This window comes from Hyphomonas neptunium ATCC 15444 (genome assembly GCF_000013025.1).
Taxonomy (GTDB): Bacteria; Pseudomonadota; Alphaproteobacteria; order Caulobacterales; family Hyphomonadaceae; genus Hyphomonas; species Hyphomonas neptunia.
On sequence record NC_008358.1, the window covers coordinates 735,737 to 757,582 of the forward strand.

Here is a 21,846-nt window from a genome sequence, read left to right on the forward strand (position 1 = left end):
ATTAAACCTTCGGGGTTTCAAGCCGTAGAAATACATTAGGCAGATCACCAACTTTTGAGCCGATTAAAACCGAGTAATTCTTGTGCTGCTCAATTAGAACACCAACGACACGAATTTTTCCATATTCGATTTTTGGGGCGCTGAGTTGAGCATCTGATCCTAAATAAAGTACCGGGCCGCCGCTCATTCCGATTAATTTAGGCGAATTGGTTCTGGTGCCATCAGAGAAAAATCCATGACGCTTCGAATGATGAATGAACAAGTGTGTCGAATCAGAAAAGCCGAAGTCTTTAAGTGCGTTTGGGCAAAGCTTTGCGGCGCCTGAAATGAGATAAGGTTGAACCTGAATATGCCGTAAGCGATGGTCTGGTTCATTCTTGGTGCTGGGGAGTCCAGCCGCAGCCAAAATGTGGCCTGAATTGGTGTCCGGAACGCTGTTCAAGCAATCTAGTGCTAAGCCTTCCAGGTTTTTCAACTTATGAAGTAGATTGTTGCTGAGAGGCAAGAAGGCGATGTCAATAATGTCTGTGCTCGGATTTCCGTTGCGGACTACACTTCGGAAAAATGGTTCATCAAGATCGCAGAACCCGGTCGGCGTGAGCAGCTTGAGCGACATTTCACTTTTGTTGTTAAGAACATGTCCCGCTGTAATCAGATATCGATCACTGATGCCGTTGACCAAAAAACAAGTCCCCAAATGGGTTGGCCGCGAGTCGTCGCCAACTCCGTAGATACCGAGTATGAAGTTGTTTAGTTGCTTGGCATTTGCATCTAGCCAACTTTGTAAAACAATTTGAGCTCTGGAGGTATCGAGCGCCATCTAAATCGCCGGCTGTATCGGCCCGTCTGCCCGTCCGTTCACGAACTGGTCGACATATTCATTGCCGCTCGCATAAACATTCGCCGCCGGTCCGCGCCAGATGATTTCGCCTTCATAAAGCATGGCGATTTCGTCGGCGATTTTCTTGGCGCTGGCCATGTCGTGGGTAATGGTCACGGCGGCGGCGCCGAGGCCGCGGACCATTTCGAGGATCAGGTCATTGATCGCGTCGGCCGTGATCGGGTCGAGGCCGGTGGTCGGCTCGTCGAAGAAGATGAGGTCGGGTTCGGAAATGATCGAGCGGGCGAGCGACACGCGCTTCTGCATGCCCCCAGAGAGCTCTGCCGGATAGAGCGCGCCAACATCTGATCCAAGGCGTACTTTCTTGAGCGTCTCGATGGCGCGTTCCTTGGCGTCCTTGCGGCGCATGCCTTCGGAATTGATGAGGCGGAAGGCGACGTTTTCCCAGACGGTGAGCGAGTCAAAGAGCGCGCCGGACTGGAACAGCATGCCGATGCGCGCGCGCATCTTTTCGCGCGTCTTGCCGGTAGCCTTGGTCACGTCGTCCCCGCCGAACAGGATGCGGCCTTTGTCCGGCGTCATCAGGCCGAGCGCCGTTTTCAGCATCACGGATTTGCCAGAGCCCGAGCCGCCGATAATGACGAGGCTCTGCCCGCGCGCGACATCGATATCGACCCCGCGCAGCACCTGGTTCTTGCCGAAGGACTTCTCGACGCCTTCAAGTCTCAGCAGGGGTTCGGTCATAGGCCGATCTCCACGAACACGGTGGACATGACATAGTTGAAGGCAAGGATCAGCACCGCTGCGCCCACCATCGAAAGGGTGGCTGCGCGGCCAACGCCGGTGGCGCCTGCCTGGCTGCGGTCGCCCTGGTAACAGCCCATGATGGCGATTACGCCGCCGAACACGACCGCCTTGATGAGGCCGGCGAAGATGTCATTCAGGGTGAGGAAATCGAGGGTGTTGCGCAGGTAAACCGTCGAGTCGAAGTCGAGCCCGTAAACGCTGACCAGCCAGCCGCCCATGACGCCGATGATGTCGGCCAGCGCCACCAGCATCGGCAAGGTGATAAGGGCGGCGATGAAGCGCGGGGCATAGAGATAGCGGTAGCGGGAGGCTGAGAGCGTTTCCAGCGCGTCGATCTGCTCGGTCACGCGCATCGCGCCGATCTCGGCGGCGATCCCGGCAGAGACCCGCCCCGCCAGCATCAGGCCGGTGATCACCACGCCGAGTTCCCGCGTGATGCCCAGCACCACGATGCTCGGCACGAACTGTTCGGCGCCATAGCGGCTGCCGCCTTCATAGATGTTGAGCGCGAGGGCGGCGCCAATGAACACGGCGGCCAGGCCCACGACGGGCAGGGAGTAGAAGCCGATGCGCACGATCTGGCGCAGGATTTCCCCGCCATACCAGCGCGGCGTGAAGGCGGCGCCTTTGACGCGGCCGGCAAAGACGGCCAGCCGGCCGACTTCCCCGAACAGCCCAAGCGTTGCCCGGCCAATGAGTTGAATAGGGTTCTGCATCATCAGGCCTCAGCGGTAGACACGTTGCACTCTGGGGCCAAGGCCGGTCAGCAGTTCGTAACCCAGCGTGCCGCAAGCAGCCGCCTGAACCTCCAGTTTGGCGTTCTCGCCCAAAAATTCAACCCGCGCGCCCGGCTTTGCGTGTTTGACGCAATCGGTCACGTCCAGAGTGATCAGATCCATCGAAATCCGCCCGAGGACCGGGCAAGGATTGCCCTCCAGCCAGCCCGTGATCTGGTTCGCCCCGGCGCGGGGAATGCCGTCGGCATACCCGAGCGCGCAGGTGGCCAGAATGCGGTCTTCGGGGAGCGTATGTGTCCCGCCATAGCCCACTTTTGTCCCGGTTTGTCCCGAAAATGTCGCCAGAATGCTCGCTTCGAGGATCACGCCGGGCTTCAGTTTGACCTTCTCTGGCGGGGTCGTGCCGCCATAGAGGGCCAGGCCCGGCCGGGTCAGATCATAGGCAAAGCCTTTGCCGAGATAGCATCCGTTGGAATTGGCGAGGCTGGCGGGCGTATCGGGGAAGGCGTCCGAAATCTCGTTGAAGGCCTTCCGCTGCGCTGTATTTGCAGGGTTTTCCGGATCGTCCGCACAGGCCAGGTGACTCATGATCAACACTGGCTGCAACCGGCGCAGCGCGGCGAGATCCTTCTCGCTCATGTCCATCGGCAGGCCGAGCCGGTTCATCCCCGTATCAAAGTGCAGCGCGCATGACCCCTTCGGCGCTGTCCCCCACAGTTTCACGTGCGCTTCACTGGAAAGAACAGCTGTCAGGTCTGCGTCGCGATAGGTGGCCATTTCACTGCGCACCGGGCCGTTGAGCACGAAGATCCGCGCGGCTTTTCCGGCCGCCTTGCGCACGATCAGACCCTCTTCTGCATAGGCAACGAAGAAGGTCTGGCAGCCTGCTATCCTCAGGGCGCGGGCGACGCGCATGGCGCCGAGCCCGTAGGCGTCGGCCTTGACGACCGCAGCCGTTGTCGCGCCTGGATGAAGGGCGTCCAGGGTTCTCCAATTGTCGGCAATATTACCGGTCAGCACGGTGGCGCGGGGCATCTGGCTCATGGGCTCACCGCTAGGCGAGTTTCAGCCCGTTGTCATCCTGCCTGCTTGCCGCCTTCGTTGTGTGCCAGCCAGGCTGAGCCCTTCATATTCCAGACCGGTGTGAAGAAGATCATCCAGAGGATCAGCGCGATCATGCCCCCCGCCGGCACCACGGCAATCTTCTGCGGGCCGAACATGTCGACCAGGAGGCCCATCAGGGCGGCCCCAAACGGCGCGCCGGCCATGAAGCCCAGCTGGTAGATAGAGAGCACGCGGGCGAGCTTTTCCTTGGGCGCGGCATCCTGCACGATTGATCGGCTCATCGCGATCGAGATGCCGGCGGCATTGCCCCAGATAAACACGATCATCAGGAACGCCCAGTGCGGCACCACCCAAAGCATCGGGATCATGGCGGCTGAGGCAATGAACTGGGCAATCAGCAGAAGGCGCCCCTGGCGCTTGATCCGCCGGAAGATCGCCAGCACCACAGAAGAGGCGAAGGCGCCCATCCAGAAGGTGACGAACATGTCTCGAATGCCGGATGAGCCGAAATGATAGACATCGCGGTTGATGATCGGCAGCACCACCAGGAAGGAGCCGATCACGAAGACGCCGACGCCGAACATGAGCATCGTCATGGCCGAGAGCTTGCCATCGCTGCGCACAGCCTTGACCCCGTCCAGAATGTCCCCGAAAGCCGCGCCGATTCCCTTGCGGCCCGTGCGGATCTGCTTCCCGCGCGCCATGAAAAGGGCAAAGCCCGCGCCCAAAGCAAGCGCTCCGCCCTGAGCAATCAAAAGCGTCTCGGCCGAAATCGGGCCAACCGAAAAGCCGCCGAGCCAGGTCGGCATACGGGTCGCCTTGTCAGCATATCCGGCAAGGATCAGGCCGCCGATCTGGGCCAGGAACTGCGCCATGGTGGCAAGTGTTACGCCCAGCTGCAGGGTCACGCCGGAGCCGACGCGCATGCGCCGTTCCACCACTTCGTTCACGATGGCGTCGCGCGCGGGCATCATGAAGGCGCCAATGGTGCCGATGCTGACCGCGTAGAAGATCATTGCCGGATAGCTGAGATCACCGCGCGAGACGGCCAAGGCCAGGAACATCGAGGGCACCGCCGCCAGAAGGTGCAGCAGGATCAGCAGGCGGCGACCATCGGCGCGCTCTGCCACAACCCCGCCGATCAGCAGGAACACCACTGAAGGGGCCGACAGCGCCATGTTTGCGAGGCCCAGCGCCAGACCGTCGAGATGGAGGTGGCTACGCCCGGTGATCAGATAGGGGAACAGGACAAGCTGAAGCCCGAACGCCATGAACCAGCTGCATTGGACGCCGAGATAGGCGGGCAGCTCGATCTTGACGCCCCGGCGCAGCTTCCGGGCGCGCCAGTTGGTGGCTGTAACCAGAAAGGACGCGCCTGCGGTAATCGCTTCGCTGACGCCGCTGACGGGAGACGTCACGCTAACGGTCGCGTCCACAGCGTCTGGTGGGCTGTCAGAGGCGCCCATATCTCCGGCGTCTTTTCCGGTTTCATCTGTCACTGAACTGTCCCCACGCGGCGCATACTCATACAAACCTGCCGATAATGGAACGCGACCGCTAGCAGCAGCCGGGCGTGGTTGCAAAGCCAAGGCTGTACCGATAGGTTTTTTTCCAACTTGTAAACCAAGCGGGCGAGGTCTCTTCCCATGCGGATGTTCCGGCACGCGGTCAGCTGGGGGCTCGCCCTCGCCCTGGCAGCCATGTTTCTCCATCTGACGCTGCATCCCTGGCCGAACCCGGTTCCGGGCGAGGTGAAATTCTTCGATCCTCCCGGCCAGCATACGGTTTTCGCCACATTGGCTGAAAAATCAGGCATCACATTGTTTGAACCGGCCGGCCGGTTTGTCGCGGGCATTCTGGAGCTGGTCGCTGCGATCCTGATCCTTTTGCCGTTCAGCCGGCGCTTCGGCGCTGTGATCGCTGTGATCATCTTTGGAGCCGGTCTCGCCCTTCATCTCTCGCCGTGGCTGGGGAGAGAACTTGTTCTGGCAAATGGATCGGCGGATGGCGGCACGCATTTTCTGGCCGTGGTGATTTTGCTGGCGTTGAGCCTGCTGCTGCTGGTGGTCCATCCGGGCCGGCCGCGCACAAGCCGCGTCCTCACGCCCGCACAATATTGGCGGCAAGCGTAAACGGCGTTCCATTTCTCATTAATCAATTGATGTAATTCTGCTGCGCAACGCCTGAGGTTTGCGCATGGCTGACGCAATAGACTCCATGAAGAGCGCGCCATCGGGCGCGGCTCAGGATGCGCTGCTTCGGCGTATTCTGGATGTTGTGTCCATGCCCGCATCGCGAATACCGCCGCAAGACCGCCAGATGGCGGGCGATATTCTGCTCGACATGCTGTTTCATGCCGGCGAGCGCGAGCGGCTTATGTGCGCAAACCGGTTGGCAGGCAGCCGCGAAGCGCCCCGTCGGCTTCTGCGCTATCTGGCTCAGTCGAACTTTCAGGTTGCCCGGCCTCTGCTGGAGGAGAGCGATGCGTTTGATGACTGCGATCTTGCAGAGATCATTCGCCAGACCACCCCTGAGCACCGTCTGACAATCGCGCGGCGCCGGAATCTGTCGGCGGCTGTAACGGCCGTGCTGGCAGATGTCTCCGAGCCGCATGTCGTGCGTGAAATTCTGGCCAATCGCACGGCCGTGTTTGCCGAAACCACCATGGATAAGCTGATTGCCGCTTCCAGGGACGAGCCGAGCTATTGTCTGCTGCTGGTGGACCGGATCGAGATCAAACCCTCCCATGCCATGGCGATGTTCTGGTGGGCGGATGCGGTCACCCGCCGCAAGATATTGACCCGCCATGCGGCAGAGCGTCAGGAGATGATAACCCTGTGCTCGGACGTGTTCGAACTCGCAGCGGCCGAAGGCTGGCAGGACCCGGTTGCCCGCAAGGCGTTGCAGCTGATTGAGCGGCGCCAGCGCAATCGCGCCGCCATTGAGCGCAGTCCCTATGACAGTCTCGAAAGCGCCGTTCAGGCGGCGGCTGCGTCCGGAATGGACGCGAAGGTTGCGCAGGAGATCGGATACCTGTCCGGCATCAAGCCGGTAACCGCCGCCAAGATCCTCTCTGATCCGGGCGGTGAGGCATTGGCAGTTCTGTGTAAGGCTACAGGTCTCAAGCGCGAATATCTGGGAATGCTCTGGACAGCGCTAAACCGGCCACTGGATCTGGAGCCTGGAGTCGCGCATCCGCAGTTTCTGATTGTCTCAGAGACGTTCGAAGTTCTCTCCGTACTCAAGGCGCAGACCACCTTGCGCTATTGGAACTGGGCTTTGTCCTCCGCTTACTCGCCTGCGGCGCTACGTCACGCGCAGTCATTGGGCGAACCAGCCAATGAAGAGGCTGAATTCTCGACAGCTCAGCGCACCGCTCGCCTCGTCTTCGGGCGCTAGTGTCTTTTTCGGGGCAAACAGGCTTCCCAATCACCTTTCTGGCCTTTAGGTGGGGCATTCACCAAACTAGATCGTTCGGAGCTGAGGGGCGCTGTGGCGTATTTCTTGGGATTACTGGCGGCCTTGGTGGCTTTCTGGCTCGGCAATTCGGGTCATTATAAGCCATTGATGCTCGGTTTTGGCGGCATTTCTGTGCTGCTAACGATGATACTTGCCTACCGGTTGGACATTATCGACCGGGAGGGCGCGCCCTATGTGCGCCTGCCGCAGCTCCTGAAATATTACCCCTGGCTGGCGGTCGAGGTCGTGAAGTCGAACTGGATCGTGATCCGGGCCTGCCTGCGGGCCGACCTCGACATCACGCCAACGCTCGCCAAAGTGAAGACGACCTGCAAGAGCGACCTGGCAAAGGTAACGTTCGCAAATTCGATCACGATGACGCCGGGTACGGTGACTGTGGAGATCGAAGGCGACAAATTGCTGGTGCACGGGCTTTACGAGAACAACACCGAGCCTGAAGGTTTCATCGAAATGGACACGCGCTGCGCCGCTGCGTGCGACCCCAAGGAGATGCGCTGATGACGGCTGCCGCCCTGATCGCCATCCTTATCGGGATGGGCCTTCTGCTTGTGCGCGTTCTCATCGGGCCTACGCTCTATGACCGTATCCTCGCGGTAAACGCCATCGGCACAAAGACTGTCCTGGTGATCGGGCTGCTTGGCTACGTGATGGGCCGGCCCGACTTTCTCGACATCGCCATGCTCTACACGTTGATCAACTTCGTCACGACGATCGCGATCCTGAAATTCTTCCGTTACCGCTCGTTCCAGGTGCCGCTGGCGCGGCGCCCGGATACGGCCAAGAAGGGCGAGTAGGATGGGTGATTTTCTCGCAAACCTCGGAAATTTCTGGGATATTGTTCGCCATCCGCTAGGCGCCGCAGCGTGTCTTGCCGGCGCGCTGCTGTGCGTAGTCAGCGCGATTGGCGTGCTGCGCTTTCCCGATTTTTACACCCGCCTTCACGCGGCCAGCATCACGGACACGTCCGGCGCAGCGCTGGTCCTCATCGGCATGGCTCTGATGGCGCCTCACTGGCTCGTGCTGGTGAAGCTGCTGTGCATTTTCATATTCCTGTTCCTGACCAGCCCCACAGGCAGTCATGCGCTGGCCAATGCCGCCCATGTGGCCGGGCTTCAGCCCCGGATCGGGCGCATTGGCGCGGATACCCCGGAGGATGAGGCATGAGAGAGCTGTTCACCACTGATGCGGGACCGGCCCTGATCAACATCGCGCTTCTGGCGATCCTGTTCATTGTCGCCATTGCCATTGCGCGGCTGCGCAGCCTTTTTGCGATCGTGATGCTGTCGGGTGTCTACTCGGTTGTTTCCGCGGCATGGTACATTGCCGTTGATGCAGTCGATGTGGGGTATACCGAGGCTGCGGTCGGCGCGGGCATGTCGACAGCGGTTCTGCTCGGCGCAATGCTTCTGACCGCGCGGACGGCAAAGCCCGACAAGCCTTTCAAGCGCCTTGGCCCCTTGCTGATCTGCGGCGCGGTCGCCGTCATGCTGATCTACGCTTCGGTCGATCTGCCGGGGCTCGGTGATCCCAATTCGCCTGCCAATACCGGCGCCGGCATGACCTATGTACATGTCAACTGGTACGATACCGGGGTTCCAAACGTCGTGACATCGGTGCTGGCGAGCTATCGCGGGTTCGACACGATGGGAGAAACGGTTGTGGTCTTCGTCGCGGGCCTGGCTGTCGCCATGCTGCTTGGATTTGGAGAACGCTCCCTGGCCGAAACGCTGCGCAACACGAAGAAGCGCAGCGGAAAAGGCAAGGAGGGCGACGCATAATGAAGGGCGATCATCACGTGATTTTGCGCGTCATCGGCAAGTGTTTCATTCCGCTCATCGTGATCTACGGCTTTTATGTCCAGTTTCACGGGGAAGTCGGGCCGGGTGGGGCGTTTCAGGCCGGTGTGGTGCTCGCGGTTGCGATCATCCTGAACTCGCTGACATTTGGTCTTGCCCCCACCATGCGCGCCGTTCCGCCGGTCTTCGCCCGGACGCTCGCGGCCGTCGGTGTGCTGATCTATGTCGGGGTCGGTTTCTGGTCGATGATCCAGGGCGGTCTTTTCCTGGAATATCAGGCGCTGTTTGGAGAGCCGCCCGGAGGTCATGACGGCCAGCATGCCGGCATCATCATTGTAGAGCTCGGTGTTCTGTTTGCCGTGACCGGCGCCATGATCACCATCTTCTATGCGCTGGCCGGGCGCGTAGGCGAAATTCGCGACGAGGACTGGTAAGGCCATGGTCGAATTTGTTCTCGAGCGCGCCGGATACTGGGCGATCATCGGCCTGATGATGATCGGTCTCTTTATTGCGTTCTCGGCGGAAAACCTGATTAAGCGGCTTGTCGGCCTGTCGATCTTCCAGACGACGATCTGCCTGTTCTACGTGTCTTTGGGCAAGGTGAACGGGGGCACTGCGCCCATCCTGCTGCCGGCCGACACGCCGGCAAGTTATGGCGCTGGCCATGCTGCTGCGCCGGGTGCCGACGCGCTGGTCGCAGCGGGCGGTGAGCGGTTCGCCGACCTGCACCATGTTTATTCCAATCCGCTGCCGCATGTCCTGATGCTCACGGCGATCGTGGTGGGGGTTGCCACCCTCTCGCTCGGCCTGGCGCTGATTGTCCGTATCCGCGAAGCCTATGGCACAATCGAAGCCGATGAGGTCCGCGAAATCGATATGGAGACCGCGCTCGCTCAGGAACTCGAAGCAGCCAAAGACATCAATGAGGCTTCGGCATGATGCTCGAATCTGTGCTGACTTCTGCGCCCGCCTGGGCGTTGGCGCATGCGCCGGTATTGCTGGTGGCAATTCCAATGCTGATTGCGCCTTTGGTGGCGATCCTGCCCAGTGGCCGGCTGGCCTGGCTGCTCGCTATGGCGACCACTGCAGTCTCTTTTTACCTCGCCATAGTCACGCTGGGCCTCGTTCAGTCTTCGCCGACGGGCATCCTGTCCTATGAGATCGGCCGGTGGCCCCCGCCGATCGGGATCGAATTCCGGACCGATGCGCTCAATGCGATGATCCTTCTGCTGGTAACGGGCATAGGCTTTCTGGCGTCCGTGTTTTCCTGGCCAACGATTTCGTCGGAGCTTGGCAATCATAACAAGCTCGGCATGTTCTACGCCGCGTTCCTGCTTTGCCTTGCCGGTTTGCTGGGCGTTGCCTCGACCGGGGACGCCTTCAACCTCTTCGTATTCCTCGAGATCAGCTCGCTGGCGACATATGTGATGGTTGCCATGGGCGCCCGGCGGGATCGCCGCGCGCTGCCTGCGGCTTTCAACTATCTGATCATGGGAACGCTCGGGGCGAGCTTTTACATTATCGGCATCGGCTTCCTTTATGCGGCCACCGGCACGCTCAACATGGCCGACATCGCCGACCGCCTGCCCGCGCTGACCGATAGCCGCTCGGTACAGGTCGGTTTTGCCTTCATCATCGTCGGTCTCGGCTTGAAGGCTGCCATGTGGCCGCTTCACCAGTGGCTGCCCAACGCCTATTCCTATGGCCCGAGCTTCGTGACGGTGTTCCTGTCGGCGACCGCCACCAAGGTCGCGATCTATGCGATGATCCGGTTCCTGTTCACGATCTTCCGGCCGGATTACACTTTCGAGCTTGCCAGCTTCTCCTGGATACTTGCCCCGCTCGGCATTGCGGCGATGGTGATCTGCAGCTTTCAGGCTGTGTTCCAGACGGATGTTCGGCGCACGCTGGCCTATTCCTCGGTGGCGCAGGTTGGCTACATGCTGCTCGGTGTATCGCTGGCCACTGCGCCCGGCGTCGCGGCCGGTCTCCTGCATCTCTTCAACCACGCCCTCATGAAAGGCGCGCTGTTCATGGCGATCGCCGGCATCGTCATGACCCATAAAGGCACCACGATCCGCGATTTCGCCGGTCTGGGTCGCACGGCGCCGTGGACCATGACGGCCTTTGCCATCGCGGGCCTCTCACTGATCGGCGTACCGCTGACGGCCGGGTTCATGTCAAAGCTTCAGCTCGGTTACGCGCTGTTTGCCGAAGGCTGGTGGTGGGCTGTGCTGCTGGTTGTGTTCTCCAGCTTCCTGGCCGTGTTCTATGTCGGCCGCATCCTGCAGGCAGCCTTCTTCCAGCCGCCCGATAATCCAAGCAAGATCCACAAGGAGGCGCCACTTCTCATCCTTGTGCCGCTCTGGATACTTGCGCTCGCCAACCTTTATTTCGGCATCGCCGCTGACTTCCCGCTGGGACTTGCCCAGGACGGCGCAGTGGCTGCCCTCGGACTGGAGGCGTTCCGATGAACCCGGAAACCCTCATTGCCTCGATCCTTGTTCTGCCGCTGCTGATTGCGGCAGGCATCGCCGCGACGGGCAAGTTCCCGAATATTCGTGAGGGCGTGACGATCCTCGGCTCGATCGCGCTGTTTGTGCTGGTCGTGCAGCTTGTCATGATGGTGTCTTCGGGCGCCCGGCCTGAGCTCTTTGTCGGGCAGGCAGCGCCGGGCCTGGCGATCGCTTTCAAGGTTGAGCCCCTTGGCGCTCTGTTCGCGATCGTGGCCAGCGGCCTGTGGATCGTGAACTCGTTCTATTCCATCGGCTACATGCGCGGGAACCGCGAGCGTAACCAGACGCGCTTCTACATTTGCTTTGCCATCGCCATCTGCGGCGCCATGGGCGTGGCGACGGCAGGCAACCTGTTCACGCTGTTCATTTTCTATGAAGTGCTGACCCTGTCGACCTATCCGCTGGTGGCCCATAAGGGCGATGCGGCGGCCCAGCGCGGCGCGCGTATCTATCTGCTGACGCTGCTCGGCACATCGATTGGCCTCTTCCTGACCGCGATCATGTGGACCTGGGTCGTAGCGGGCCAGCGCCTGGATTTCGTTGACGGCGGCCTGCTCGCCAATGTCGAGATTTCACCGGCTGTTGCCAGCGCCCTGTTGCTCCTGTTTGTCTTCGGGATCGGCAAGGCGGCGCTGATGCCGTTCCATTTCTGGCTACCCAACGCGATGGTCGCGCCAACGCCCGTATCGGCGCTCCTGCACGCCGTGGCGGTTGTGAAGGCGGGTGTGTTCACCGTCCTCAAAGTGTCGATGTATATCTTTGGGGCGGACCTTCTGAACGCCACGCCCTCGCGTGAATTCCTGATGGATGTGGCCTGTATCACCATTGTCGTGGCCTCGCTGATTGCGTTGACCAAAGACAATCTGAAGGCACGCCTTGCCTATTCGACCATCGCCCAGCTGGCCTATGTCACGCTCGGCGCGATGCTGGCTGACAAGGCCGGTTTCATGGGCGGATCGTTGCAGATCGCGGCGCACGCGGTGGCCAAGATCACGCTGTTCATGTGCGCGGGCGCAATCTACGTGGCCACGGGCCTCACCAACATCTCAGACATGCGCGGTCTCGGCCGCAAGATGCCTTGGGTCTTTGTCGCCTTCTTCATGGCGTCTCTGTCCATTATCGGAGTGCCGCCATTTGCTGGTGACTGGCCGAAATATGAGCTGATGCAGGGCGCAATCGACCGCGGGGCAGACTGGGTGCCGTTCATCCTGATCGCATCGTCGGTGTTGAACATTGCCTACCTGTTGCCGATTGCGATTCTGGGGCTGATGCCGCCTGGGCCGGAAGAGCCTGTGAAGGAATTCAAGCGGCCGGGCGGGGCGCCTGCGCTGACCGTTGCGGCGCCCGTGTTCACGGCGTTCCTCTGTCTGATCCTATTCCTGCTCATTGATCCGATCGGTGACTTCCTCTCGCCCGCCATAAATGCGGCCACAACCACAGTTCAGGAGGCCGCGCTGCCATGAGCAACGACACGACCCCTCCGGTCCGGGATAATTCGGGCCGCTTTGTGAAAACGGCCGCCGAGAAGGTCAACGCCATGAGCCGCACACCCGAGGACGGTGTACACCCCATGTCGCGGGTCCTGTTCGGTTGGACTGAAGCCAGGGGGATTGGCGGGATCATCTTCTGGGGCATGGCGGGGCTCTCGCTCCTGCTCGTCCTGCTCGACCTGTTCATTCCGCGGCACGAGAAGATCGGCATCGCCAATTCGGTTGGTTTTTATGCGATCTGGGGTTTTGCGGCGTTTTCCTTCGTTGTGCTCATGGGCTGGCCGCTCGGGCGGCTGCTGCGCCGGGATGAAAACTATTACGGTGACCTGAGTGGACCGCCGGCAGACATTGATCCGGCGATTGCTGACCGTCTGAACGCCGGCGAGCCTAAAGCCTTTGTGGGAGAAGAATGATGCCGGCCTGGCTTGCAGCCCTCAATCCCGGCTGGCTGATGATCCTTGTGGGTCTCGTCGCCCTGGTTCTCCCATACCGCAAGGTGCGTCAGACCCTGACGGTCGGAACGCCGATCCTCGCGATCGCCATGCTTGTAATGGCGCCGCATGAGGTGGACCTGCTGACCGCAGAAGCGCTGGACATCACCTTCAGCTTCTACCGCGTCGACAGCCTGAACTTCATTTTCGGTCTGGCCTTCCTGATCGCCTCGCTGCTGAACGCGATCTACGCCCTGCATACGAACAACCCGCGCCAGGACGGCATGGCGCTCGCCTATGCTGGCGCAGCAGTCTCTGCGTCGTTCTCCGGCGACCTGATGACGCTGTTCGTTTTCTGGGAGCTTACCGCCATCACGTCGGTCTTCCTGATCCTGCAGGCGGGCACCCGCGCGGCGTATTTTGCGTCCATGCGCTATCTGGTGATCCAGATCCTGTCAGGCGTGATCCTGCTCGACGGCCTTTCTTATGTCTGGCGCTACAATGGAACGCTCTCGCTTGAGGCCTTCCAGAGCTTCAGCGATCCCGGCGCGATCTACATTTTCATCGCACTGGGCATCAAGGCAGCGTTTCCGTTCATGCATAACTGGCTGCAGGATTCCTATCCCAAGTCATCCGTGGTCGGCGCCGTGGTCCTCTCGGCCTTTACAACCAAGCTCGCGGTCTATGGCTTCGCGCGCCTGTTTCCAGGTTTCGATGCGCTGATCTGGATCGGCGCGATCATGACTATCTTCCCGGTCTTCTTCGCCGTCATCGAGAATGATCTGCGCCGGGTTCTTGCGTATTCGCTGAATAACCAGGTCGGCTTCATGATCTGCGCCATCGGCGTCGGGGCAGTTGGTGTGGGCAATCCTCTGGCGCTGAACGGCGCCAGCGCGCACGCCTTCGCGCACATCATCTACAAGGCGCTGCTATTCATGAGCATGGGCGCGGTCCTCTACCGGACTGGCACGACCAAAGCCTCTGAGCTGGGCGGGCTTTATCGCTCCATGCCGTGGACGACGCTGTTCTGCATCATTGGTGGTCTGTCGATTTCGGCCTTCCCGCTCTTCTCTGGTTTTGTCGCCAAATCCCTGACGATGAGCGCGGTTGCCTATGAAGGCGTGTCCGATGCCGGCATGGTCGTGGTCTGGTTGATGTTGCTGTTTGCCTCTGCGGGCGTGCTCGAACACTCGGGCATCAAGATCCCGTACTTTGCCTTCTTCGGCCACGACAGCGGCAAGCGGGTGAAGGAAGCGCCCTTCAACATGCTGCTTGCTATGGGCATGGCGGCGTTCCTGTGTATTGCGGTCGGCATGCCTGCGGTGATCCCCGGCTTTGGCTATCAATGGCTCTACAGCCTGCTGCCGTATCCGATAGAGGCGTCGAGTTATCAGCCCTTCACGCTGGAACACATTCTCACGCAGATGCAGCTCCTCGTGCTCGCCACGTTCGCCTTCATCCTACTCAAACGCTTCGCGCTGTACCCGGCGGAGAAGCCCGGCACCATTCTCGATACAGACTGGCTCTACCGGAAGGCTGGCTACGGGTTCGTTCAATGGTCGGGCACGGTTTGGGGCAAGATGGGGCCTGCGATCTCGGCGATGTTCGGGCGCGTCTCTGACAGGGCCTACAAACGGCTGGAATCGGCTTTCAGTCCGCGCGGCGACCTGGCGCGTGGCGGCCTGTCCGGCGGCGCAGCGGTGTGGACTGCGGTTCTTCTGGCTGCGGTTCTGCTGCTTTCCTTTCTGTCGAGCTGACAATCCGGCCGGCCAGCGCGATTTGCTGGCCGGTTTCCGGGGACCGGCGCTGATGCAGTGATGCAATAAAGCCTCAATGTTGAGGGCCGGACGGCCAGTCTCAAAATTTCTGTATTTGACGTTCGCCAGAGGTGACATACGCTCAGCAAGTAATAGACGGGGTGCTGGGTATGTCTGAAGAAGAGAACGCATCGGTAAGATCGAGCGATTTCGTTGTATATGCTACAGAAATAGTGGCCGCTTACGTGCGGAATAACGCGGTTCAGACCTCTGAATTGCCAGATCTGATTCGCAATGTTCACCGCTCCTTGTTGGACCTTGGAGGGCCAGTGCCAGAGGCGGAGAAGCAAAAACCCGCCGTCACCGTGAAAAAATCCATTCACCATGACTATCTGATTTGTCTGGAAGACGGCCTGAAGTTCAAATCCCTCAAGCGTCACCTCAGATCGAAATATGACATGTCTCCGGATGAGTATCGGGAGAAGTGGGGGCTGCCCGCAGACTATCCAATGGTTGCTCCAGGTTACTCTGCGCAGCGGTCAAAATTGGCCAAGAAAATGGGGCTGGGCCGGCAAGAACGCTAAGAATACAGATAGAGAAAGCATGTCGTTTCAGTATCGAAACGAAATATTCCGCTAACCTGTGTTAATGAAATCCTTCTTTTTGACTTGATCCGGGACTCCACTCGCGCGATAGGTGATTCTTACGAATCACCGCGGGGGTGGCGAGTTATGCGTCAACAGAATGTTTTTGCGGGTGTTACAGACGCCCAACAGGTGCTGCTTCAGCACTGGCAATCGCGTCGCGATGGCGAAGGCCGTGTCGCCAGAGACAACATAGATCCAGGGGCGCTGCGCAGCGCGCTGGCCTGTATTTCCATTGTCGAAGTTGATGAGGCCGGGGAAAGCCGGTTTCGGATTGCCGGGTCCCGGTTGCGCGAAATCTTCGGGGTGGAGGCGCGCGGAATGCGCTTGGCTGAAATCGCCGGAGCGCACGGCGAATGCTACGCACTGGGTTTGTCTGCCGCGCTGGAGCGGGGCGAGCCTGTTGGCGGCGTGATCGAAATCGGCGGACGCATTCACGCCTGGCTGCGGCTGCCTCTGGCGGGCGATGATGGCCAACTCAACCAGGTTCTTTGCCATGACGAGCTGTTGCCCAGCCGTCGCATGCTGCGCCCGGTCCAGAAGGATGCCGGCCTTATCCAACATCCCAAGCCACGCTACGCCGCCTGATCCCCAACGTTTTCAGGCCAGTTGCTTGCTGAAATAGGAAAGTTATCCTACACCTCTCCATCTCGGGTATGGTTTCGCCATAACCCGAAGAGGAGTGGTGAATGGCGGAGTTCAATCCCCAGAGAGATGAAGACAGGGCCTACCTGGCAGGCGCCCTGGTGGCGTATGCGCTTGGCCTGAAATCAGAGGCAGTTCTGTCCGTTGAGCGTGGAAACCCGGTGCACGCCCGTGCCCGGCATATCGCGATGTATCTGACACATACCGGCTGTGGGATGAGCCTTTCTCGCGTCGCCCGTGCTTTCGGCCGAGACCGGTCGACCGTTTCTCATGCCTGCCGCATCATCGAAGACTATCGGGAAGATCCTGACTTCGACACATGGCTCGAACAGCTCTCCAGCGGCTTGCGGTCCGTCGCGTTATTGGGCGTTGCGGAGGCCACGGCATGAGCGGGGCAAATCTGCGGCCGCTCAGTGAGGCGCAGGTTCTCCGTGTGCTGGCATCAGGCGGCATGTTGGTCGCCGCGGGCAGTCACTGGCGCGCCTATCGCAGCCAGGATGCGCGCATGAAGGCCGCTGGACAAATCACGCCCTTAATCGCGCGCCGCCTTCAGTCAGAAGGGATTGTTCGGCCGGATCCGGACAGGCCCGGCCGTTTTATCGCCAGCTGTCTGCATGCTGCGCCGGCAGAAAACCGCCTCCCGCCCCCGGCTCATCTTGTGCGGCCTGGGGCGTCTCGCAAGCCTGTGTCATTGTATGCAACGACCGTCAGCCATGGCGCATCAGCAGCATCTGAACCCGGTGAAAGGGTGCGCCTGAAGGCGGCCGCGCAGCGTTTCCTTGCTGATGTAAGACTGGCTGCGGCCAGTCCGGAATTGCCTCTGCGCCGCGCGGGGCAACCGGCCAGCGCCGATCCGGAAGTGGCCCTCGGCCGGCTGGCTGCTCTGGAGTCGGCAATCGGGCTCAACCTGTTTCGGCAACTGGAATGCCTTCTGGTTGATGGCGCGGCGGAACAGGTCTTCGCGCGGGAAAGCGGACATAAGGTTCACGAAGCTCAAGGCGCCGCGCTCGCTGCACTCAGAACTCTTGCGCGCGCCTATGACCTTGCCGTCCCACGGCGGCGGGCGTGAAGGGGATTAACTTGCGAGGGCCGCGCCTGCATCCCGGCGAATGCGTGCCAGCATCGAGGCTAGCCCATTCGATCGCTGCGCTGTCAGGGCGCCTTTGACGCCGATGTCATCCAGCAGGTTCTCGGCATCGAATTCGACAGCATCTTTGAGGGCGGCGCCGGAATAGAGGCGCACGAGCAGGGCAATCAGTCCGGAAACGATCATGGCGTCGGATTCGGCGCGCAGGCTGATCTGCCCATCCGAAATATCGGTCACCATCCAAACCTGAGAAGCGCAGCCCCGCACCCGCGTTTCTTCGGTCCGCTCCGCAGCTTCCAGGGGCGTATTGTTCTTCCCAAGATCAATGATGTGGGCATACCGCGCCTCCCAGTCATCCAGCCAGGAGAACTCTTCACGGATATCGGCAGCGGCGTCTTGAATGCTCATGGCGGACATCTGGGGTAAGCTGGGCAAAAAATAAACCCCGGCGCGGTGTCACGCCGGGGTGGAGAGAGATGCTTTTCAGGCTGGGTCTATTTGTAGACCGCGCCGAGACAGTCTGCGATTTCCGAAAGGGCATGCTGGCTGATGCAGTGAGGAACTTCGAATTCCTGGCCTACACCGGCAACACAGCCCTGAAGCTGCAGGTTCTGCATCTTCATGCAGCTTTGGACGCTCGGCTCGAGCATCACGCGGCTGAGTTTGGCATCTTCAACAGCGTCGGCGCCCAGAATGCGGAGCGCGGCGACAGATGCGATCTGATTGGCCACGGGCTCCTTGCCGAACTTCACCTTCTTCTTGCCGCCGGTGAAACCCCCGGTCAGGAAGGTAGGCAGCTTGACGGCGGTGGCAACGTCGGATGCCGCCACGACCGCCGTGGTAACGCCGGCAGCATTCGTTTCGGAAAGCGGTACAGCGCCGGCAGGCGTCACGAGCGCGGCGAGAATAAGATTGTCGGCCGACTGGCCTTTGCCCTGAAGCAGTTTGACGGCGTCCGCGCGCTGGCCACCATTCCGGATGCGCGACTTTGCCCAGCCATAGCCTTGCAGGGAATAGCCCTGTTCCTTGACGATGGCCGCGTTGGAATAGAGGCGGGCGAGGTCTTCATCCGTCACCGCAATGGCCGTGCCGACGGCGTCGTCGCCGCCTTTCAGCGAACGGGCATAGCCCCCACCGCTGGCAAAGCTGCCGATGACGCGGTCGCGGCCATAGAACGCTTCAATGTCGCGCACATTTGCGCGGAAGTCGGGATCTTGTGATGCCACGAGGGCGGAATAGGAAATCCAGCCCCGCGTCAGCTGATCGGCGTTATAGGCCCCCAGCGTTTCGAGAGCGGCATCAATGTCGCTCGGCGATTTGAATGGTTTATCGCCTACTTCGTCCGCATCGGACTGGTAGGTCATGTAAACGGCGGCTTTCTCGGAAACCGGGTCCTTGCCCTGAGCCGTTGAAACCCCGGTAAGCCCGGCTACTGCCAGAACCGCAGCGAACACTCGCAATGCAGCCATGTTTCTCTCTCCCTCACGCGACACGCGATAGTGATGCCTTAACTTCCCTGACGGGGGAACCTCACCTTGTCTGTTTGCGACATTACAAATACAGCAGGTGCTCGTTCGGGCTGAAAATGCCTAATAAATCTCTCTGGGGTGTTAACGCTTGGACCCCCGCATGTCGCAGAAGCGATTACAGTTTGTTCACGTTGCCTGGCTCGCTATGTGCGGCGGCAGCGGCCTTGCGGGCCTGATCGCGGGTGCGCCTCTGTGGCCGTTGCTCGCGATTATGGTTACCGCGATCCTTCCCGGACTGGCTGGAATGGCACTCCCGGCGGGTGATTCGCCCTGGCGGGGGCTTGTAGTAATTTCCTGGACCCTGATCGCGCTGGCGGGCCTGATTCTCAGTGGCGGGGGCGGTTCGCCGTTAACCGTACTGCTTCTTGCCGCGCCGCTGGCAGGGCTTCTCGCTGGCGCGCGCCGGATGGCCGCTGAGGCGGGCGTGTTTGCTGCGCTGGCCCTGTTCATGGCGTTAGTGGCGGGCGGTCTGGGCTGGTTACCGGCGCCCGCCCCCTGGGCTGGCGCCTTGTCCGTCCCGTTCGCCTTCTCCGGACTCGTCGTATCGGCACTGATGATCTGGATGCTGGTCCATTCCGGAATGGCGGAAAAACTCCAACCGGTCCTCGAGCGTAGTGAGCGCCTCCCGCCGGAGAACTCCAGCCAGACAGCTCCTACAGCCCCTATACGCGCGCCTCTGCCCCAGATGCCTGAAGCGGGCGTTGCGTTGCTCGACGTGACCCTTGAGGGACGCTTGCGGGCCGTCGCGGGCGACAGCTTCGCCCTCCCTGCATTCCGCCCCGGCGCCGCGCTTGCTGCATTGTTCGCGCCGGACGGCCTGCCGGAAAATTTCGGCATTGCCGATGGGCGGGTGACGGGCGAGGCCACCCTGGTGTCCGGTCAGAGGGTTTTGATAACGGCAGAGACAGGCTCAGCTGGCTCTGCAATCGTTCTGTTTGCGCCGCCGGAGACCGTGGCCGACCCCGCCGAAGATGCCCGCACGGCGTTTGAGACCGAGCTGAAAAAACGCACTGCCTTCTTCGCTTCGCTGGGTCACGATCTGCGCACACCGCTGCATGCGATCCTGGGCTATGCCGAGATCATGCAGGCCGAGCTGATGGGCCCGATGCCGGAAGTCTATGCAGACTATCCCTCGATCATCCACGAAAGCGGCACAGACCTCTTGCTCCTCGTCGATGACATCCTCGATCTGGCGCGCTCTGAAGCTGGCCAGCCGCGGCTCGACCCGGAGCCGGTCGATCTTGCCGCCTCTGCCGAGTCGGTCATCCGCCAGCTGACGGGCCATGCAGACCGCGCCGGGGTCACGCTGAAGCTGAAGGCGCAGGGGGAGGCATGGGCCGAGGCAGATGCCCGCGCCGTGCGCCAGATCTGGCAGAACCTCGTCTCCAACGCGATCAAGTATTCGGGCAGCGGCAAGACCGTAACGCTCGAAACCCGCATTGAAGGGGGCGCGGCCATCCTCAGCGTGCAGGACCGGGGCGCGGGCATTCCTGCGGCCGATCTGGCGCGCATGACGCTGCCCTTCGAGCAGGCAACCGGCGCAAAGCCCGGCACGGGCCTTGGCCTCTCGGTCGTGCGCCGCTTCGCCGAGCTGCATGGCGGCGAACTGCGCCTCACCTCCAAGCCAGGACGGGGCACCAAAGCCGAAGTCATTCTGCCCCGCGCCAGTGAAGCGGATCTGTTGCCGCTCGACGAAGCCGCCGAATAGGCCGCCGTCAGGCGCTTTCCAAAAACCTGTGGCCTCGTCTGGCGAAGCATGTAACCCTCGCGGGGTTATTATCAGCCAAGGGGAATCTCAGATGAGAATGGCAATTGTGGCAGGCGCCTTCGCGTTTGCACTCACGGCATGCGGTGGCACCGGCGGCGCCAAGGCATCGATGGTGAAATCCTGCACGGATGCGGGCGAAGAAGCGGAAATGTGCAACTGCATTGCCGATGGCCTGGAAGAAAGCCTGGACCCGAAAACCTTCAACACTGTCGCCAAGGCTATGGCGCAGGGAGAAGAAAAGGGCGGCGAAGCCATCGAAAGCCTGCCGGCTGAAGAACAGACGAAAATCATGAGCGCGATGATGAGCACCGGCATGACCTGTGCTTTTGGCGGCGCCAATTAACAGGCTTGAGGCGGGACATCTGAAGCCATGATGGACCGCCTGCCAGCCAGACTATGGACGGACGCGCTGATCCGCCGGGCAAGCCTTGCCGGCGCCAGCGCGTTCGTTCTTCAACACGGCGATGATGAACGCGGCGATGTGCTGATCAAGGTCGCGCGCCTTGATGGCACAGCGGCCGCCTATGTGCCCTCCATGAACCTTGAGGGCGAGCGCATCTTCCTCAATCTGGCCGTCCAGGGCATTGGCCCGGATGAGCGCGCCGTGGACGAATACGTCCGCCGCGCAAAGGCCCGCGACAGCGACCTCTGGATCATCGAAATCGAGGACCGCGAAGGGCGCCATTTCCTTACAGAGGCGGTGGAGGAGGCTGCGCCTTGAACGCCGCCCCTTTTCCGGCGCAAGCCTGATGCGACTGTAATCTGGCCATCTTCTGATGAGAGAGGCATCCTTCTGAAACCTCAGGAGGAGAGAGTCCATGAAACTGTTTATTGCCTGCGCGATGGCCGCGCTGATCGTCGCGCCCGCTGCCTTTGCCTGCGAATCCTATGTGGCCGATGTGAACAAGGCCGGCCTTGCCGTGAAAAGCGCCAACAATGAGCGCATGGCCGTCCAGACCCAGTTCGAAGACGGCGAAGCGGGCCGCAGCGAACTGCGCCGCGAAATTGACGCCCAGGGCAACACGCCCGCCCGTCAGGCTGAGCTTGACGGCTACAAGGCCGCCATCCGCAAGGCGGAACTCGCCTGGACCGATCGTCAGCCCGAATGGGACGCAGCCGAAGCTGAACTGATGACCGCGATTGACGCACATGAAGGCGCCTGTGGTGCAAACGCGCGCACCGGCGTGCTGATTGAGGAACTTGGGCTGAAACTAAACCGCTGAAGCCAGCGTTATAAACGGCCTGTTTACCCT

At 60.9% G+C, this 21,846-nt stretch carries 27 protein-coding genes; 20 read left to right on the forward strand and 7 right to left on the reverse strand.

Annotated features, from left to right (window positions below; genetic code table 11):
- Position 1: 1 nt before the first annotated feature.
- From HNE_RS18510 to HNE_RS03625, 5 genes are read right to left on the reverse strand one after another with little or no spacing between them, the layout of a single operon-like run.
- Positions 2 to 820: a hypothetical protein gene (locus HNE_RS18510; protein WP_148205795.1), complete on the reverse strand. Its 819-nt coding sequence runs from the start codon at positions 818 to 820 to the stop codon at positions 2 to 4.
- Positions 821 to 1,585 carry an ABC transporter ATP-binding protein gene (locus HNE_RS03610; protein WP_011645751.1) on the reverse strand — a complete coding sequence of 255 codons (765 nt, stop codon included), beginning with the start codon at positions 1,583 to 1,585 and terminating at the stop codon, positions 821 to 823.
- The gene (locus tag HNE_RS03615) at positions 1,582 to 2,367 is read right to left on the reverse strand and encodes an MlaE family ABC transporter permease (RefSeq protein WP_011645752.1); all 786 of its coding nucleotides are present in this window, start codon (positions 2,365 to 2,367) and stop codon (positions 1,582 to 1,584) included. Before HNE_RS03615 ends, HNE_RS03610 begins: the two co-directional genes overlap by 4 nt.
- A 6-nt stretch (positions 2,368 to 2,373) precedes the next feature.
- On the reverse strand, positions 2,374 to 3,429 hold the full coding sequence (gene alr, locus HNE_RS03620) for an alanine racemase (protein WP_011645753.1): 1,056 nt from the start codon (positions 3,427 to 3,429) through the stop codon (positions 2,374 to 2,376).
- 32 nt (positions 3,430 to 3,461) lie between these two features.
- The gene (locus HNE_RS03625) at positions 3,462 to 4,949 is read right to left on the reverse strand and encodes an MFS transporter (protein WP_233351991.1); all 1,488 of its coding nucleotides are present in this window, start codon (positions 4,947 to 4,949) and stop codon (positions 3,462 to 3,464) included.
- Positions 4,950 to 5,102: 153 nt separating this feature from the next.
- Here HNE_RS03625 and HNE_RS03630 point away from each other — a divergent pair, with 153 nt between their 5' ends.
- From HNE_RS03630 to HNE_RS18515, 16 genes are all read left to right on the forward strand, one after another.
- On the forward strand, positions 5,103 to 5,582 hold the full coding sequence (locus HNE_RS03630) for a hypothetical protein (protein WP_233351992.1): 480 nt from the start codon (positions 5,103 to 5,105) through the stop codon (positions 5,580 to 5,582).
- 64 nt (positions 5,583 to 5,646) lie between these two features.
- Positions 5,647 to 6,849 carry a DUF2336 domain-containing protein gene (locus HNE_RS03635; protein WP_035590127.1) on the forward strand — a complete coding sequence of 401 codons (1,203 nt, stop codon included), beginning with the start codon at positions 5,647 to 5,649 and terminating at the stop codon, positions 6,847 to 6,849.
- A gap of 126 nt (positions 6,850 to 6,975) precedes the next feature.
- Positions 6,976 to 7,428, forward strand: a complete 453-nt coding sequence (locus HNE_RS03640; RefSeq protein ID WP_233351993.1) for a Na+/H+ antiporter subunit E — start codon at positions 6,976 to 6,978, stop codon at positions 7,426 to 7,428.
- Positions 7,428 to 7,724: a monovalent cation/H+ antiporter complex subunit F gene (locus HNE_RS03645; protein ID WP_011645758.1), complete on the forward strand. Its 297-nt coding sequence runs from the start codon at positions 7,428 to 7,430 to the stop codon at positions 7,722 to 7,724. Before HNE_RS03640 ends, HNE_RS03645 begins: the two co-directional genes overlap by 1 nt.
- A gap of 1 nt (position 7,725) precedes the next feature.
- A complete protein-coding gene (gene mnhG / locus HNE_RS03650; protein ID WP_011645759.1) occupies positions 7,726 to 8,094 on the forward strand; it encodes a monovalent cation/H(+) antiporter subunit G in 369 nt (122 codons plus the stop codon).
- Positions 8,091 to 8,708 carry a DUF4040 domain-containing protein gene (locus HNE_RS03655; protein WP_011645760.1) on the forward strand — a complete coding sequence of 206 codons (618 nt, stop codon included), beginning with the start codon at positions 8,091 to 8,093 and terminating at the stop codon, positions 8,706 to 8,708. Before mnhG ends, HNE_RS03655 begins: the two co-directional genes overlap by 4 nt.
- A complete protein-coding gene (locus HNE_RS03660; RefSeq protein WP_011645761.1) occupies positions 8,708 to 9,160 on the forward strand; it encodes a Na(+)/H(+) antiporter subunit B in 453 nt (150 codons plus the stop codon). The genes HNE_RS03655 and HNE_RS03660 overlap by 1 nt, the downstream gene beginning before the upstream one ends.
- A 4-nt stretch (positions 9,161 to 9,164) precedes the next feature.
- Entirely contained in the window at positions 9,165 to 9,665 is a 501-nt protein-coding gene (locus HNE_RS03665; protein WP_011645762.1) for a cation:proton antiporter subunit C, read from the forward strand.
- A complete protein-coding gene (locus HNE_RS03670) occupies positions 9,662 to 11,200 on the forward strand; it encodes a monovalent cation/H+ antiporter subunit D family protein (RefSeq protein ID WP_049755014.1) in 1,539 nt (512 codons plus the stop codon). The genes HNE_RS03665 and HNE_RS03670 overlap by 4 nt, the downstream gene beginning before the upstream one ends.
- On the forward strand, positions 11,197 to 12,705 hold the full coding sequence (locus HNE_RS03675; RefSeq protein WP_011645764.1) for a proton-conducting transporter membrane subunit: 1,509 nt from the start codon (positions 11,197 to 11,199) through the stop codon (positions 12,703 to 12,705). Before HNE_RS03670 ends, HNE_RS03675 begins: the two co-directional genes overlap by 4 nt.
- Positions 12,702 to 13,145, forward strand: coding sequence for a hypothetical protein (locus tag HNE_RS03680; protein WP_011645765.1), 444 nt, complete (start codon positions 12,702 to 12,704; stop codon positions 13,143 to 13,145). The genes HNE_RS03675 and HNE_RS03680 overlap by 4 nt, the downstream gene beginning before the upstream one ends.
- Positions 13,145 to 14,920, forward strand: a complete 1,776-nt coding sequence (locus HNE_RS03685; RefSeq protein WP_011645766.1) for a Na(+)/H(+) antiporter subunit D — start codon at positions 13,145 to 13,147, stop codon at positions 14,918 to 14,920. Before HNE_RS03680 ends, HNE_RS03685 begins: the two co-directional genes overlap by 1 nt.
- 170 nt (positions 14,921 to 15,090) lie before the next feature.
- Positions 15,091 to 15,504 carry a MucR family transcriptional regulator gene (locus HNE_RS03690; protein WP_011645767.1) on the forward strand — a complete coding sequence of 138 codons (414 nt, stop codon included), beginning with the start codon at positions 15,091 to 15,093 and terminating at the stop codon, positions 15,502 to 15,504.
- A gap of 147 nt (positions 15,505 to 15,651) precedes the next feature.
- On the forward strand, positions 15,652 to 16,152 hold the full coding sequence (locus HNE_RS03695) for a PAS domain-containing protein (protein ID WP_011645768.1): 501 nt from the start codon (positions 15,652 to 15,654) through the stop codon (positions 16,150 to 16,152).
- 101 nt (positions 16,153 to 16,253) lie between these two features.
- Positions 16,254 to 16,598, forward strand: coding sequence for a helix-turn-helix domain-containing protein (locus tag HNE_RS03700; protein ID WP_011645769.1), 345 nt, complete (start codon positions 16,254 to 16,256; stop codon positions 16,596 to 16,598).
- 296 nt (positions 16,599 to 16,894) lie between these two features.
- Entirely contained in the window at positions 16,895 to 17,278 is a 384-nt protein-coding gene (locus HNE_RS18515) for a hypothetical protein (protein ID WP_156950302.1), read from the forward strand.
- 6 nt (positions 17,279 to 17,284) lie between these two features.
- Here the strand turns inward: HNE_RS18515 and HNE_RS03710 are convergent, their stop codons facing one another.
- Positions 17,285 to 17,704 (reverse strand): SufE family protein, encoded by a 420-nt coding sequence (locus HNE_RS03710; RefSeq protein ID WP_011645772.1) that lies wholly within the window; start codon positions 17,702 to 17,704, stop codon positions 17,285 to 17,287.
- Between the two features lie 86 nt (positions 17,705 to 17,790).
- Positions 17,791 to 18,765 (reverse strand): hypothetical protein, encoded by a 975-nt coding sequence (locus tag HNE_RS03715; protein ID WP_041298769.1) that lies wholly within the window; start codon positions 18,763 to 18,765, stop codon positions 17,791 to 17,793.
- Positions 18,766 to 19,069: 304 nt separating this feature from the next.
- Here HNE_RS03715 and HNE_RS17775 point away from each other — a divergent pair, with 304 nt between their 5' ends.
- The 4 genes from HNE_RS17775 (at position 19,070) to HNE_RS03735 (ending at position 21,816) form a co-directional block, all read left to right on the forward strand.
- Positions 19,070 to 20,533: a sensor histidine kinase gene (locus HNE_RS17775; RefSeq protein ID WP_233351994.1), complete on the forward strand. Its 1,464-nt coding sequence runs from the start codon at positions 19,070 to 19,072 to the stop codon at positions 20,531 to 20,533.
- A 91-nt stretch (positions 20,534 to 20,624) separates the two neighbouring features.
- Entirely contained in the window at positions 20,625 to 20,936 is a 312-nt protein-coding gene (locus HNE_RS03725; RefSeq protein WP_011645775.1) for a hypothetical protein, read from the forward strand.
- A gap of 27 nt (positions 20,937 to 20,963) precedes the next feature.
- Complete coding sequence (locus HNE_RS03730; protein WP_233351995.1) at positions 20,964 to 21,314, forward strand: DUF1491 family protein; 351 nt, start codon at positions 20,964 to 20,966, stop codon at positions 21,312 to 21,314.
- A 97-nt stretch (positions 21,315 to 21,411) separates the two neighbouring features.
- Positions 21,412 to 21,816, forward strand: a complete 405-nt coding sequence (locus HNE_RS03735) for a hypothetical protein (protein WP_011645777.1) — start codon at positions 21,412 to 21,414, stop codon at positions 21,814 to 21,816.
- The last annotated feature ends 30 nt before the right edge of the window (positions 21,817 to 21,846 follow it).